Here is a 13,928-nt window from a genome sequence, read left to right on the forward strand (position 1 = left end):
CCTCTACCTCTTGCGTGCAATTTTCTGAAAGGAAATATGTGTATCTTGGACCGGCTGCAGGCTACAAATCGCATATTCACGCGTGTTCGAGGATCAGATCTCTCAGACGCTGTCGACGCCGAGGACGTCGTCGACAACCGCCTGCACGCGCGTCGCCTCCGCGAAGGAGACGAGGTCGCCGTCGCCGCCCTCGAGATCGGTCACAAACTCGTCGACCAGTGTGAGCGTCGTCTTGCCCGGGTCCTCGGTGATCACGCGCTCGTCCGATTCACCGGGGCTGGCGACGAGACGGCGCCACGCCTGGAGCGACAGCGATCCCTCGGTCCCCTCGACGGTGATGCTGTTTTCCTCGCCGCCGGCACAGTCACAGAGGAGGTCGATAGTCCCGTGAACACTCTCGTCGAGAGCGACAGCGCCGCCGGCGTCGGTGACGGCCTCGACAGCCGCTCGATCCGCCTCGCTCGCGTCGGCACCCGCGACATCGCCACCGGCGAGGAACGTGCCGACGATGGACTCCTCGTACTTCTCTGGGGCCGTGTACCGGACGCCCGCAGTGACGTCGACGAGACCGCCGAATAATTCCTGCGTACCGAACACGAAGTGGCTCCCGACCTCCCGGAGCGGGCCGCCCTGCTCGCGGTCGGCAAGCCAGTCGACGTCCTGCCACTCGCGTGGCCACTGCGGGAAGCGAAACCGGAGGGTGACGCGTTTCGGCGTGCCGATTTCGCCGGCTGCGATCCGCTCGCGCATCTCGACGAACCCCGGCGTGTAGCGAAACGGGAAGTTGATAGCGGTCGTCCGGTCGCTCTCGCGTGCCCGGTCGGTCAGTTCGTGGCCGACCGCTGCGTTCTCCGCGATGGGCTTCTCACAGATGACGTGCTTTTCCGCATCGAGTGCGGACCGGACGACGGCCGCGTGGTGCTTCGGCGGGACGCCCACGTAGACGATATCGACCGCGTCGATCTCGACGAGGTCCTCGACCACGGTGACCGCCTCGCAGTCGTACGTTGCCGCCATCGACTCCGCTTTCTCGGCGACGCGGTCACAGACTGCCCGGATCGTAGTTCGTTCGTGTTCGTGGAACGCCTCCGCGAGGCGTGTCCCGATGACGCCACAGCCGACGATTCCGACCTGGTACATGAGCAGGAGATGGACCGCCCGTCTCAAGAAGGTGCTCATCGCGGTCTGCCCTTGGTACCCGCCCAGTCGGAGACGGGCCCGACGGTTGCGATTTCTCGCGTCTGGACGGGGCTCGCACCTCGCTACTGACAGCAGTTCGGGTGATCGTCGAGTAGTCACGAGATACACCCTCTGTATGCACCTATGGAAATTCTGCTGGCTGAGCAAACCACGTTTGCCAAGATAATTTTTCGGGGTACGAAGACTTGCTCTACTCGTTGAGCAAAGAATCGACAACCGGCGAACCGATGGCTACTGTAACAACCATCAGGCGGGGGACTTCTTGTTAGCGAGAGCAGTCGCTAACGTTACCACCGGCCGGCCAATGAGCGCCGCCGGGGCGGCGCTCAGGCACTCACCCCTGGTGGATCGTACACCTCCTCACGGTCAAGCATGTGATACATTGAAACCAGCAACTTCCGAGCGGTTGCCACAATCGCTGTTTTCGAGTTCTTCTTCCGAGCTAACCGGTTGTAAAACCGGCTGAGGTACTCGTCTTCGCATGTATGAACCGCCGTGTACGACGCTTGAACGAGCAGCCACCGGACCCGTCCTGATCCTCGCTTCGAGATGCCTCCCTCAAACCGCGAGTCGCCAGACTCGCGGATTATCGGGTTCAGCCCGACGTAACTTACGACCTCTTTGGCCCGGTCAAACCGGTTGACCTCGCCCAACTCCGCGTAAATCGTCAACGCCGTAAAGTAACTCACACCAGGAATCGTCATCAGGAGCTGGGTCTCCTTCAGAGACCCAGCTCGTTCCTCGATCTCCGCTTCCAACGACTCGATCTGCTCAGTGAGTACCTGAATGAGTTCCAGGTATGACTCCAGCAACGCATCCCACGGTTCCGGGAGCGAGAGTTCCGCCAGGAACTCTCGTCCCTCCACACTCAACGGCTTTACCTCCCGAGTGATGCCGTGATCACTCAACAAGCCGTGGATCTTGTTCGCGTACTCGGTCCGGTTCTCCACGAGTTTCTGTCGCCCGCGCACAAGTGCGCGGGCTTGCCGAACCTCGTCGGTTGGAACGTAGCTCTCAGGAATCGATTCCAACCGAACCATCCGAGCGAGTTGTTTCGCGTCAACGCGGTCAGTTTTCTTATCCGAGTCGGAGATCAACTTCAGTTCGCCTGGATTAGCGACACTAACATCCAGATACTCTGAAAGAGTATCATGGATGTGGTAGTAGTTGCTGGTCGCTTCAAGCGCGGCTTTGGCCCCAGCGTACCGCTGGGCAAAGTCGTCGAGGTTCGCGTTTTCGACGCGAACCTCTTCGACGATCTCACCGTTTTCGTCCAGTACTGCGATCTGTGAGTACCGCTTGTGTACGTCGATTCCAATGAACATTGGATTCACCTTGGAACGCCGGTGCGTGAAACAGAGATGCACCTATACGGGCTTTCCCGACTGCCGCTCCTGGCGGCAGTCGGGCTGTGATGCCCATGACTCGGCTTCCTACGCACTCGGACCAGTCAGCACCACGTGCTCTCGGGCACGGCATACAGCACGGTCTCTTGCGTCCCATACTTGTTTCACGCTCTCATGGGATATAGCAGAATTTCCATCGAGTCAGCACACAGTTTCTGACAGTGACGAGATCGTATGGCTAGGTGCTGCTGAATACAGGCCGCGTCTCTCGCAACGACGTTCAGTTCGAATTGATCGATGAGTACTCTGGACCACTAGACGGCTCTACCTGGTGGCCGGCTCCGGTGGGTGAGGCACCTCGTCGGCAGCCGTCATGGTCTCTGCCCCCCAGATTGCGACGATCGCGCCGGCGAGCACGAACCAGAGGGCGTAATACACGAGGTCCGGCACGACGATGATTTCGGCAGTGAAATTCACCCACCCGTGTAAGATGATGATGCCGAGGATGCTACGCTCCGTACTGTTGTAGATCCACGTGAACGCGACTGAGAGCGCTACGATGCCGGCCATGAACAGCCAGAATCCCGTGGTCCCAAACCCGACCGCGTCGTGTTGATACGACCCCTGGATAAAGAACAGGGGGAGGTGCCAGAGCGCCCAGACGACGCCCAGAATCACGCTCGCACTCAACGCCGACCACTTCAGCTGCAGCCGGTCTAACGCATACCCTCGCCATCCTAACTCTTCGAGGATCGGTGGAAGAGTCGCAAAGAACAACGTGGGGAGTAAGGCGAGGGGGTTCACGCCGAATTGGGTCACGCCTCCGCCCCACACTGGTCCAGTTCCACCGAGGAGCAGGTCCACGACGCCAGCGAGAACGCCAATACCCAGGGGTACCAGCAGAATCACGGTGAGCCAGCGGATTCCAAAGCGTCGAGATTGGGTGACGCGATTCCAGAAGTCAGTCCGCCCACGCTCGTCATAGTGAAGGTATACGAAAACGATACCCGAGAGGCCAGGGACAGCAAGGCCGACGAGGAGCAACGCGAGTCCTGCGGCACTGTCGAATCTCACGCCGAGAACAATCGCTGGAAGCCAGAAGGCCCACGTCCCCCCCACCGCCACGGCGAGGTACACCCACCAGCTACCGACAACGTCAGAGGTGTCTTTTACTCTCTCCTTCACATCTACTTGTGGAGTTAATCCAGTCATAGTACTACTGTCTACGCTGGACTCCAGCGTAACTTGGTAGGATGCCTCTCGACGGCAGAGAACAGTGTCGAACGTCGACCGACAAGACACCACCTCTAGACGTTCCGATCTGCTGAATCCAGCATGCCGTTCCTGTCGCGTTTTGAGATTTCGACGGAGCCAAGAAAACGGGATCGAACGGCGGGTCCGTTGCTTCGCCGCGTTACAGTCTGCGGGACCATCCTCCCGAAGCGCTGGTATCGCTGTTTTCTCCTCGAGAGGGAACGAATTCTGGCTACGTTCGGTTTTTCTTGCACGTCGGTGTTCGCTTTATGGATCTCGGAGCCGTATCTCGAGACGAGAATGACAGTCGACGAACTCCGCGACTACGGGATCCAGCAGATGGACGACGAGGCGATCGAGAACTTCCTCTCGATCCAGCACACGGGGATTCTCGGACTCCCCACGTCGGGTGCACCGTATCTGCTCCCGATGTCGTACGGGTTCGACGGAGGATCACACCTCTACTTCGCGTTTCTCGTCGAGGGACAGAGTCGGAAAGCGGAACTCGCCGACCAGGCCGACGTCGGCAGTTTCCTCGTCTACAACGCCGAGACGATGTTTCACTGGCGAAGCGTCCTCCTCCAGGGACCGATTCGACGGCTTCCCGAGGACGAACGATCGAAGATGACGGAGGCCCAGACTCCGGCGTGGCAGCCGGAACTGATCGCGACGGCGAGCGAGACTGGTGAAACTCGAGTATACGAGTTTCAGATCGAAGAATCGACGGGCATCAGTCACGCCATTCGACCGCCGACGTTTTTCGAGCGAGGGAGTCGAGACGCCACGGACTGAGACGGTCTGCTGTCCCGAGTTTCCGCAGCGACCGCCCGACGGGACGCGGTCGCTGCGAGACGGACGTACAGCGGTCCGTACGAGTCTGCTCCAGTACTCCTCGAGGCAGCGAATTCACCTGGCTCGCCGTGCTGTAGCGTGGTTCTCGAAATGCGCGTGACAACCACGCGAAAACACGGTACACAGCTATAGTAAAAATTAGAAATAATTACTCACTTCTGGTACAGAGAGATGATCGAGAGCTGTATCAATCGCCGTTGTAAGATCGTCGAGTGACGCAAAGAAGCGGTTGCGAAGAGCGGCTTGGAGTTGTTTCCAGCACTCCTCAACAGGATTTCGCTCTGGCGAGTACGCTGATGACGTGACGAAGGCGAGGTCGTCACGGGCCGCCAGGTCCGTGACGGCCGATGCCTGGAAATACGGCAATCAATCCAGCACAACGAGCAGACCATCTTCAAAGTCATTCATGACTGGATAAATACAGTTTTTGCGTGAATGGCAGTAACATACCCTTCAAATCGAGAAAAAAGCGATCACCATCTCGGTGATCGCGCCGAAGAGACACGGCCAGTCGCGTTGACCGGATAATTCGACAGACAGTCGTGTGCTACGCGGAAACCACGCGGCACGCTGCTCGACTTGCACGGATATCTTGTCAACATCGTAGGTTTCGGCAAGATATCGCTGGACGAGCGCCGGCGCGTCAAGGCCAATTTGCTCGGGAGATCCGTAGACAGCTTCTTCGAATTCTTCTTGCTCGTTATCTGAGAGCGGTCGCTTTCTCCCAGATCGACGAGCATCAGTAACGGCCTGCTCAAGCGACTCATCAGTATCGAGTCGCTTGAGCCAGCTATCGATCGTCCATCGCTGCACGTCGTCCCATTCGGCGAGTTCAGTCTTCGTGACGCCGTTTTTGTACGCTATCGCGGCTAAGAGCCGTTGTGTTGCTTCTTTCTGTCAACGTTGTCGAGAGCATCTTGCAGCTCTTCGACAGAGCTGTCGGGGTGATCCAGTCTGGGACGATACGAGCAAATAGTTCTAATGGGTACTCTCGTAGTGTCTTAGAATGTATCGGGATGAGTGTCACTGTCGAGAGCCAACCAGATGCAGTCAGCTGCCCGGAAGCGATATCCGGCAGTCACCTACATTTCAGTCCGAATCGTCTGCCTGCATCCAAGGTGGGAAGCCGAACCGCAGTCAATAGAACAGACTGAATAGTCCAAACTGGACCGGGAGTAACAGCAGGATCGTCGCGACTGAACACGAGATCGTCGTGACGATCAGTTCCCGCGTCTCGAGATTGCCCTCGTTCAGGATGACAATGAGAACCGCTGACTGGTAGGGAAAGAAGTATGAACTGAGCGCCATCGTTTCTGCCAACAAAACAGGCGTGAACGGGAGCCCCGCCGCGCTGATGTAGGGAATCAGAATCGGCGTCAGGACGCTAGCGACGGCCAGCCCCTCCATTAGTAAGGTGAGCGCGAACGTAATTGCAAAAATGGAGATAAGTACTACTGCAAGCGGGCCGTCTGTCGGAATCAACTCGAGGAGATAGGTTGCCGCGCTATCGGTAAATCCGGTCTGAGTCAGTCCGTCACCGATCGCAAACACCGCCGCAATAAAAAAGAGGATCGAAAAGTCGACGTCGCTCCCGACGGTTTCGAAGTCAGCGACGCCAATCGTCGGCAGGAACGAGAGGACAACGACGGTGACTGCACCGATCACCGGGTGGAACCCGTGAACGAAGTCCGTTGCCCAGATCAGCGTCCCTACAAGCAGGAACGCCAACATCCGTTTTTCGGTCCTGCTATCGTCTTGGCTTCCGTTCTCGGGTACCTCGAAACCCGAGTTGGACGGCGGCCGAAAGAGGACATAGACGATACCGATGACCAGCAACACACGAACAAAGCCCATAATGGGATACATATGGAGCCACCACTCTGACCACGAGATAGTGTGACCCGCGATCGACTGACTAAAACTCGAAATGATGATATTTGGGAGGTCCGCAGTCAGTATCCCCGCAGAGCCGTAGAACGTCGCAAACAGCGGGCCGAGATAGAGTCCCACTCGCGCCTCTCGAGCGTCGAAAAGTGAGCCGAGTTCTCGAAGGATCGGTGCGATCGCGAGGATACGGACGAGCGCCGAGGGAACGAGAAACGCGAGTGTGTGGGCCCCGATCGATAGCGCGAGCAACAACCGACGATAGGTACGAATCGAACTGGCGTCGGTTGGGTCACCGAGACTTCTGGTCGCGATCCACCGCCCAATCCTGGTCGCGAGGCCACTCTGGCGTGTCGCCTCGCCCATCAGCAGCCCGAAGCCGATGAGCCACGTCGCCGGTTTCTGAAAGCCGACGAGGGCAAGTTCCGTCGAAAAGGTGACGGCGATCAGCCCGAGACCGATCAGCCCGGTATACGAAGGTGGAACCGGCGTCAGCATCCAGAGGACGATCGAGAAGAGCGTAATCGCGAGCATTATCGCCGTTGCTCCCGATGCGGCCAGCCACGCCACGATAGCGACGATCGCGGCCAGGGGAAAGGCCACTACTGGCGAGCGGAGCGTCTCGAGGGCACCGGAACGTGTCATCGATCCATTCTCAATAGCGAGACAATAAAGCTGTCGTGATTTCTGGCCGTTTATCGCGGTGATCCTAACGCGAATACGGATCGTGACGAGACCCGCTTGGATCCGCTTCCTCCTCGACAGAAATCGAGCCGATCAACGTCACGAGGACCTGTGCCCGCTGTGGATGTGTCGAACTCTCGACGGTCCGTCGTCGGCGCTCGAGGCGTTTCTCGTCGAACATCCCGACGAACGTCCTGTTGATGGATTGTTCAGACGACGTGACTGTATACAATGCAAATAGTTATAACCGATGGCAACTATACTACTGTGTGCCGACACCGACACCGAACGAGTAGCGAACCATGTCGCGTCGATCACGACGCTGCCGCTGGAAACGGACGCCGTCCGAGTCGTCGTTTATCACGTCTTCCGTACCGACGACGACGGCGCAAACGCAAGCGATCTCAAATCCGTCGCCTACACGACCGACGCGCTCGAGGACGCGGGCTTCGACGTGGACGTCAGGCAGTCGAGCGGCGATGCGGTTCGAAACATCCGCGAGACGGCAACAGACGTCGATGCCGACGTGATCAGTATCGCTGGCCGAAAACGGTCTCCGACCGGAAAAGCACTTTTCGGTAGCGTTACACAGCAGGTGAGTCTCCGATCGAATCGGCCGGTGCTGCTCTGTTCCGCAGACGAATAGATCCAGGGCCGATTTTCGCCGTCGAATCGAGACGCACCGCAGCGTATCGTCTGGTCGCTCCGATCGCGCCGGAAGTGACCGGGTCGAGATCCATCGTCCGATGGAATCGTTCGTGCAGTTGTCTCGAGGCGACCGAACCACGACACACTATCAGTATGTTTACAGGAGGCCGACGAACAGCGCGCCGTGGACCAGGGCTGCGGTGATCGGAATGAGAAGAGCGGTCCGCATCAGAAACAGCACGAAGAGGTCCCGAAATCGGATGGGAATGTCGTCGAACATGTCGACCATCATCGGGGCCGACGCGGCAAAGAAGATCGCCTGCGAACTCACCACGATCACGACGAATACCTTCGTGATCAGATCGGTTCCGACGGCGAACGTCGCGCCGATGAACATCTCCGCGCCGCCGAGGATCACGGACGTCGCGGCCATCTGCGGGTCCGGAATACCAAACGCCGACAGGATGGGGACGAGTGGCGTCGAGAGAATCGCGAACACCGGCGTGTACTGGTTGAGTATCACGGCGGACATTCCGATCGTGAGAATGGTGCCGAGCATCATTCCGGTCAGTTTCATGCCGTCGATGAGTCCCTCGACCGCAGAGCGCGGGATCGAGGCCCCCACTTCGGCGGTTCTGATAGCCTCGTTGAACGCGAACCGGACGTAGTCGCTAAACGAGCCGCTGAACTCCGGTTCAGGATCCGGCTCTGCGACGAATTCGTTCGGAACAGTCGAGAGCGGTGGAATCCGAACAAGGATAACCGCCGTTAGGATCACGCTGATCAGGTACAGGAAAACGACGATCGGGAAGACGTGAAGAATCCCGAGGACGGCAGCAATCGCTCCGACCGTCCCCAGATTTCCGGTAGCGAAACAGGTGCAGATAGCGAAGACCTCCCGTTTGTTGTACCCACCACGGTCAAACACGTTTCGCGTAAGGTAGTATCCGATGCTGAACGAACCGAGCCACGACGCCGCACTATCGAGGGCCGCGCGGCCGGGCAACTTAAACAGCGGCCGCATCATCGGCTGTGAGAGCGTACCGACGAACTGGAGTCCGCCGAGTTCGGCCAGTAGATTGACGAACACGGCACCAATCGGAATTACGAGTGCGATCGTCAACAGCAGCCCGTCCCAGACGACCCCTGACGTACTCCCGCTGAGCAGCCAGTCCGGGCCGGTGTCCAGAAGAATTGGGACCGCGATGGCGATCCCCACGACGCGGAACAGCCAGAAGATCTTCGACGTCTGCCAGTAATCCAGCTGGAATCGGCCGACGAGCTCGTCGTCGATCGTCACGATACCGTGATAGTTGGCCATCGAGACGGTCGTCAGCAGACCCCCGGCGACTATCAGGCCGAACGTGAAATACTCGAGAAGGGTCGGGAACGCTTCCTGTATGAGCCCGACGACTACGTCGAGTGGAATCGTCGTCTGCCCGTTCCACCCGATCGGGAACAGGAAGAAAAATGAGCCGATACTGAACGCGAGGATGAATTTCAGCAACGGCCGAGGTCGTTTTTTTCTCAGATCAACATCGTCGATCGTCTTGCTGTCCGGCGCTGCAGAATCACCGGACACATGTTCGTCATTCTCCCACGCAGTTCTACCGAAGTAGTTGGATAGCGATTTGCCGTCAGACCGATTTCGTAGCAGTCTCATGAATGGTCTCTCAATGGTGAACCAAGTGTGTCGCTGGGGATTGGCGGATCGCCGGAATCGATAGATTCCGCGATCCGCACCGAGAACAGTACGCATCTCCGCCAGCAACTCGTAGTCCAGAAGCTTGAGAACCGTCTTCTCCGTCGCCAACTCGCTGCACAGCAACAACAGATCGAACAACTTGAGACTCGCCTCAAGAGGTACGAAAACCCAAACACACCACCCAGTAAGCAGGGTGGTGCGGCTGGATCACCTGGCAACGACGACAGCGACGAGGAAAAGGACGAAAACCAGGAAGACGACGCTGGCGGCGACGCTGACGCCGCCAGCGACTCATCCCCAGGACGTAGCGAAGGTCACGAAGGAACAACTCGACCGCCACCTGAACCAGAGGAGACTATTCGAGTCGATCAGGGATATTGTCCAGATTGTGAGCAAAGCCTCTCTAACCCGGACAGCTACGTCTCACGAACTGTTATCGACATTCCTCTTCCCATTCCAACCACTGTCATCGAGTACAAACTCGGCAAACACCGCTGTTCCTGTGGAAACGAGGTCGTTGCTGAACATCCTGACTGCCCGGAAACCGGGCGGTTTGGGCCGAATATCATGGCCCAAACCGCCCTCGGTAGGTTCCATCAGCGACTTCCGAACCGTAAACAGGCGGAGCTGTTTGATTGGGAACTCGATATTCCCATCTCTCATCGGACGATCTACAACCTGACCAAGCGGGTCGCAGACCGGCTGCGACCCGCGTATGACGATGTCAAAGCCCGTATTCAGGAAAGTGACGTCGTCTACTGCGATGAAACGGGATTTCCTGTTGACGGAGAGCAACACTGGGCGTGGACGTTCGTTACTGACGAAGAGGTGCTGTTCTGGGTTGATGAGAGTCGTGGAAGCCAGGTGTTAGAGGACGTCCTCGGCGAGGAATTCGCCGAGGACTCGACGCTCAGCTGTGACGGTTGGTCAGCGTATCCGAGCTATCACACGAAGCTCCAGCGGTGCTGGGCACATCTGTTGCGGGAGGCGGAGTACGTTGCTGAACGGTACGAGGAAGCAGAGAAGTTATCTGCGGAGTTACACGCTCTCCATGACGATTTAACGGCGTTCGACAAGGAGGATCCATCCGCCTCCGCCCGCGAGCAGAAGCGGGCGGAGGCGTCGTTACATCTGGAAGGCCTGATCAGGGAAGACTATGAGGCACAGGAGGTCCAGAAGCTGATCGAGAAGATCAGGAACGGGTTAGGCCACTGGCTGACGTTCGTCACAGAGCCAGACGTCGATTCGACGAATAATCGCGCAGAGCGCGCTCTGCGCGAGCAAGTTGTGCTGCGGAAGATGTTCCGGACCCTCCGCTCAGCCGAAGGGGTCCAGATTCACGAGACGATCACGACCATGTTAGCCACGTGGAAACGGCGAGGACTAGATCCGCCTGAACAGCTCCAGTCCATCCTCGGTGGGAAAGAACTCAGTTCAGGATGAGAGGTATCACTGATCGGTGAATCCTGGTCACGCTATCCAACTACCTACCGAACATAGTTCGACCACATCGATCATGGATAATAAAAATACTGGCTATATTTGGGCAATTCTTACCAGCACACATCGATGTGACTGATATGTCGAACACTGTCTTCTTCATTCTCGTCCCGCGACGGCTCGTGATTCGATCACACATCAATTCCGTCAGGACTCGAGGACCACGTGTCGTCCCCCCGCTCCCGCTTGCCGAGCCCTTTCATTCGAGCAATAGGTGTTACAAACCACGACCTTTCTTGGATATACATTATATTGGCTTGCTAAATAGGATATTATGATGAATGTGTAATCTATCCAGTGTTCTGTCCCTGGATCTGCGATAGATGGCACTACTAGACAACATATGGTCAGATATTACGTTCATAGCCGTGTAACGTAACAAGGAGTGGTCGATCGAACGGGGCCCGACGAGGGCGTGTGCAGACGTGAACACGTAAGCGTTCGCCGCGTGACGACGGAGCGATCCTCACACGAAGAGCAATACGGTGACCACAACTGTTATCATGGTTTACTCCAACACTACCGTTTATGAGCGGTGATACGACAGCGGCTCCTGTACTGATAGCTGGCGCTGGACCGGTTGGAATGACGACAGCCCTCGCACTGCACGCACGGGGCGTCGAAGCGACGATCCTCGAAGCCGAGTCAGAAGACCGAGACCGGTCTGGCAGCCGGGCGATCTACGTTCACGGCTCGACGCTGCGAACGCTCGAACGGATTCACCCGGGACTGGGCACCGACCTCGTCGACGAGGGACTCGTCTGGCCGACGCGACGGACGCTCTACCAGGGGAAGGAAGTATTCAGCCGGACGTACGATTCGCCCGGCGGATCCGGAGACATCCCCCACTTTACTAGCGTCCCGCAGGTCGTGACCGAGGCGTACATGCACGACGCGCTCGAGGGCGCTGGAATCGACATCCACTGGAACGCCGAGGTCGAGATCGTCGACTCCTCGCCCGACGGCGTCCACGTCGAAACGAGTGACGGCCGCGAGTGGGACGGCGAGTTCCTGGTCGGCGCCGATGGCGGCGGCTCGACCGTCCGCAAGGAGATCGGTGCGAACTTCGAAGGAGACCAGTCCGAGAACGCCTTCATCATTGCCGACATCGAGGACGAACAGATCGACGGCGATCAGCCAGACCTTGAGCGGATATTCCACTACGACGCTCCGGAAGCTGACGGCCGGAACGTGTTGCTAGTTCCATTCACCGGCGGCTGGCGGCTCGATATCCAGTGTATCGAGGGTGACGACCCCGAAGAGCTCAGCAGTGAAGACCGGATGCGCGAGTTCGTCTGCGACATCATGGGCAACGAGTACGAGGACGACCTCAAGTGGGTCTCTAGTTACTACTTCTTGCAAGTGATGGCGGACACCTTCGTGGACGAACATCGACGAGTGTTACTCGCCGGTGAGGCGGCCCACCTGCTGGCTCCCTTCGGTGCTCGCGGTATGAACTCCGGTGTCGCCGACGCGGACGAGGCGGCTTCGGCAATCGCGGCTGCGATCGACGCCAGGACCGACGCGGTCGTCCGCGAGGAAGTCGAACTGTACGCCGCACGACGTGAGAAGGCTGCAGAGTACAACCTCGACGCGGCAGGCCAGGCACTGGAGTATCTCCAGGGTGAGGATCCGGTGACAGTCCTGCGAAAGGAAGCCGCGGCTTCGCTGGCCGATCACTTCGAGATCGCCGGCGAGTGGCTCGACGACGCACCTTACGGCCCGCACGGGACGCCACCGATCGTCTCGACTGGAAATTACTGAACCGCATTTCGCGACGGACAGTTCTTACGCTATCGGCGGCGAATCGATAGCGCTGTCGGCGGAAACGCGACGAAAAGAAGGGTCAGTTCAGGTCTAGTTTCTCGGCGATCCAATGGTCCCGGGCAGCCATCACGAGTTCCTTCTCGTCCTCGAAGTCGGTCGTTTCGGCGACGAACTCGTCCCACTCGCCGTGGGAGACTGTCTCGAGTTTGGCGGCGGAATCGGCGTCGCTGGGACTGGCCGCGACCAGGTCGTCAAACGATTCGAACTCGGTGTTGGCCTGAACGAACGCCGTGTCGAACAGGTCGGTGATGGGAATCTCATCGTCGCAGTCGTGTACGTTTTCGGCGTCCGGGAGGTCGTCACGCTGCTCTGCAGCTGCTCTGATATCCATCTCTAGCGCCATGGTTCCATTCGATGTCGATACCTTGTAAATCCATCCCATTCGCGATCGGCGGATCGACGAGACGGCGGGGCCGGCAAACGAACGTGGTCCCCGTCGTTCGACGGCTTCAATGATGGGCTGTGCAGAACGGGAACTCGTGGGGCTCGTGCTGGAGCGAGATCCACTTCTTTTCGTTGCTCTCGCGTACGTTGTTCGTGCCGACGTGGACCGAACTCGAGAGGCCATACGCCGTGTCGTTGGCGAGTTCAACCGCCTCGTCGACGTCCGAGCAACCAGTGAGTCGTCGACGGTCACGTCGTACTGGGATTCGTCGATGGTGTCGAGTATTTCACGGGATGTTTTGATAGGAGAGATATACAATATCAGTTACATCGTGGACTATCGAAATTCAACGCCGTATACCGCTCTCCCACGAGCATGAATGAGAGCACCCGAGATCGGTTTCGTCAGGCCTCGAGATGGACTCTTTTCCACCACCGGGCTCGGGGAGTTAGCTAAATTCCTCAAAGGGTTGTTGACAAGTGTTACAGTAGTGGACTGTCCGACACAGTGCCGGTCCCCTCTGTTGCTCGACGTGAGTGTCAGCCGATCCGCAGAACGGACAGACGATATCGTCCTGTGGCGTGTCGGCGCTTCCGCCAGACGATCCCTTCCCAGTCGATGGTGTCGAAGCGTTAGTCATCGT

At 58.1% G+C, this 13,928-nt stretch carries 13 protein-coding genes and 1 pseudogene; 5 read left to right on the forward strand and 9 right to left on the reverse strand.

The annotated features are described in order from the left end of the window. Positions 1-102: 102 nt before the first annotated feature. The 3 genes from MU558_RS19390 to MU558_RS19400 all read right to left on the reverse strand — a co-directional run bounded on the left by MU558_RS19390 (position 103) and on the right by MU558_RS19400 (position 3,731). A complete protein-coding gene (locus MU558_RS19390) occupies positions 103-1,140 on the reverse strand; it encodes a Gfo/Idh/MocA family protein (protein ID WP_246976010.1) in 1,038 nt (345 codons plus the stop codon). Positions 1,141-1,526: 386 nt separating this feature from the next. Continuing rightward, complete coding sequence (locus MU558_RS19395; RefSeq protein WP_246976013.1) at positions 1,527-2,525, reverse strand: IS110 family RNA-guided transposase; 999 nt, start codon at positions 2,523-2,525, stop codon at positions 1,527-1,529. A 345-nt stretch (positions 2,526-2,870) separates the two neighbouring features. Further along, positions 2,871-3,731: a type II CAAX endopeptidase family protein gene (locus MU558_RS19400; RefSeq protein WP_246976016.1), complete on the reverse strand. Its 861-nt coding sequence runs from the start codon at positions 3,729-3,731 to the stop codon at positions 2,871-2,873. 369 nt (positions 3,732-4,100) lie between these two features. Between MU558_RS19400 and MU558_RS19405 the strand changes: the two genes are divergently transcribed. Next, positions 4,101-4,592 carry a pyridoxamine 5'-phosphate oxidase family protein gene (locus tag MU558_RS19405; protein ID WP_246976018.1) on the forward strand — a complete coding sequence of 164 codons (492 nt, stop codon included), beginning with the start codon at positions 4,101-4,103 and terminating at the stop codon, positions 4,590-4,592. A 198-nt stretch (positions 4,593-4,790) separates the two neighbouring features. Here MU558_RS19405 and MU558_RS19410 read toward each other — a convergent pair. From MU558_RS19410 to MU558_RS19420, 3 genes and pseudogenes are all read right to left on the reverse strand, one after another. Beyond that, positions 4,791-5,605: pseudogene (locus MU558_RS19410) on the reverse strand (transposase). A gap of 184 nt (positions 5,606-5,789) precedes the next feature. Beyond that, positions 5,790-7,181, reverse strand: a complete 1,392-nt coding sequence (locus MU558_RS19415; protein WP_246976021.1) for an SLC13 family permease — start codon at positions 7,179-7,181, stop codon at positions 5,790-5,792. Between the two features lie 64 nt (positions 7,182-7,245). Further along, positions 7,246-7,401, reverse strand: a complete 156-nt coding sequence (locus tag MU558_RS19420) for a hypothetical protein (RefSeq protein ID WP_246976024.1) — start codon at positions 7,399-7,401, stop codon at positions 7,246-7,248. 69 nt (positions 7,402-7,470) lie between these two features. Here MU558_RS19420 and MU558_RS19425 point away from each other — a divergent pair, with 69 nt between their 5' ends. Next, positions 7,471-7,866 carry a universal stress protein gene (locus tag MU558_RS19425; protein WP_246976029.1) on the forward strand — a complete coding sequence of 132 codons (396 nt, stop codon included), beginning with the start codon at positions 7,471-7,473 and terminating at the stop codon, positions 7,864-7,866. A 159-nt stretch (positions 7,867-8,025) separates the two neighbouring features. On the opposite strand, the gene MU558_RS19430 is transcribed toward MU558_RS19425, so the two are convergent. After that, on the reverse strand, positions 8,026-9,531 hold the full coding sequence (locus tag MU558_RS19430) for a YjiH family protein (RefSeq protein ID WP_246976032.1): 1,506 nt from the start codon (positions 9,529-9,531) through the stop codon (positions 8,026-8,028). Between the two features lie 27 nt (positions 9,532-9,558). Here MU558_RS19430 and tnpC point away from each other — a divergent pair, with 27 nt between their 5' ends. Both tnpC and MU558_RS19440 read left to right on the forward strand, forming a co-directional pair. Further along, complete coding sequence (gene tnpC / locus MU558_RS19435) at positions 9,559-11,016, forward strand: IS66 family transposase (RefSeq protein ID WP_246966203.1); 1,458 nt, start codon at positions 9,559-9,561, stop codon at positions 11,014-11,016. 585 nt (positions 11,017-11,601) lie between these two features. Beyond that, positions 11,602-12,837 carry an FAD-dependent monooxygenase gene (locus tag MU558_RS19440; RefSeq protein ID WP_265781603.1) on the forward strand — a complete coding sequence of 412 codons (1,236 nt, stop codon included), beginning with the start codon at positions 11,602-11,604 and terminating at the stop codon, positions 12,835-12,837. Between the two features lie 82 nt (positions 12,838-12,919). On the opposite strand, the gene MU558_RS19445 is transcribed toward MU558_RS19440, so the two are convergent. Next, a complete protein-coding gene (locus MU558_RS19445) occupies positions 12,920-13,243 on the reverse strand; it encodes a hypothetical protein (protein ID WP_246976038.1) in 324 nt (107 codons plus the stop codon). Positions 13,244-13,355: 112 nt separating this feature from the next. Here MU558_RS19445 and MU558_RS19450 point away from each other — a divergent pair, with 112 nt between their 5' ends. Continuing rightward, on the forward strand, positions 13,356-13,664 hold the full coding sequence (locus MU558_RS19450) for a hypothetical protein (protein ID WP_246976041.1): 309 nt from the start codon (positions 13,356-13,358) through the stop codon (positions 13,662-13,664). Positions 13,665-13,733: 69 nt separating this feature from the next. Here MU558_RS19450 and MU558_RS23435 read toward each other — a convergent pair whose 3' ends face one another. Beyond that, positions 13,734-13,925, reverse strand: coding sequence for a PaaD-like zinc ribbon domain-containing protein (locus MU558_RS23435; protein WP_425607635.1), 192 nt, complete (start codon positions 13,923-13,925; stop codon positions 13,734-13,736). Positions 13,926-13,928: the final 3 nt, after the last annotated feature.

This window comes from Natribaculum luteum (assembly GCF_023008545.1).
Taxonomy (GTDB): Archaea; Halobacteriota; Halobacteria; order Halobacteriales; family Natrialbaceae; genus Natribaculum; species Natribaculum luteum.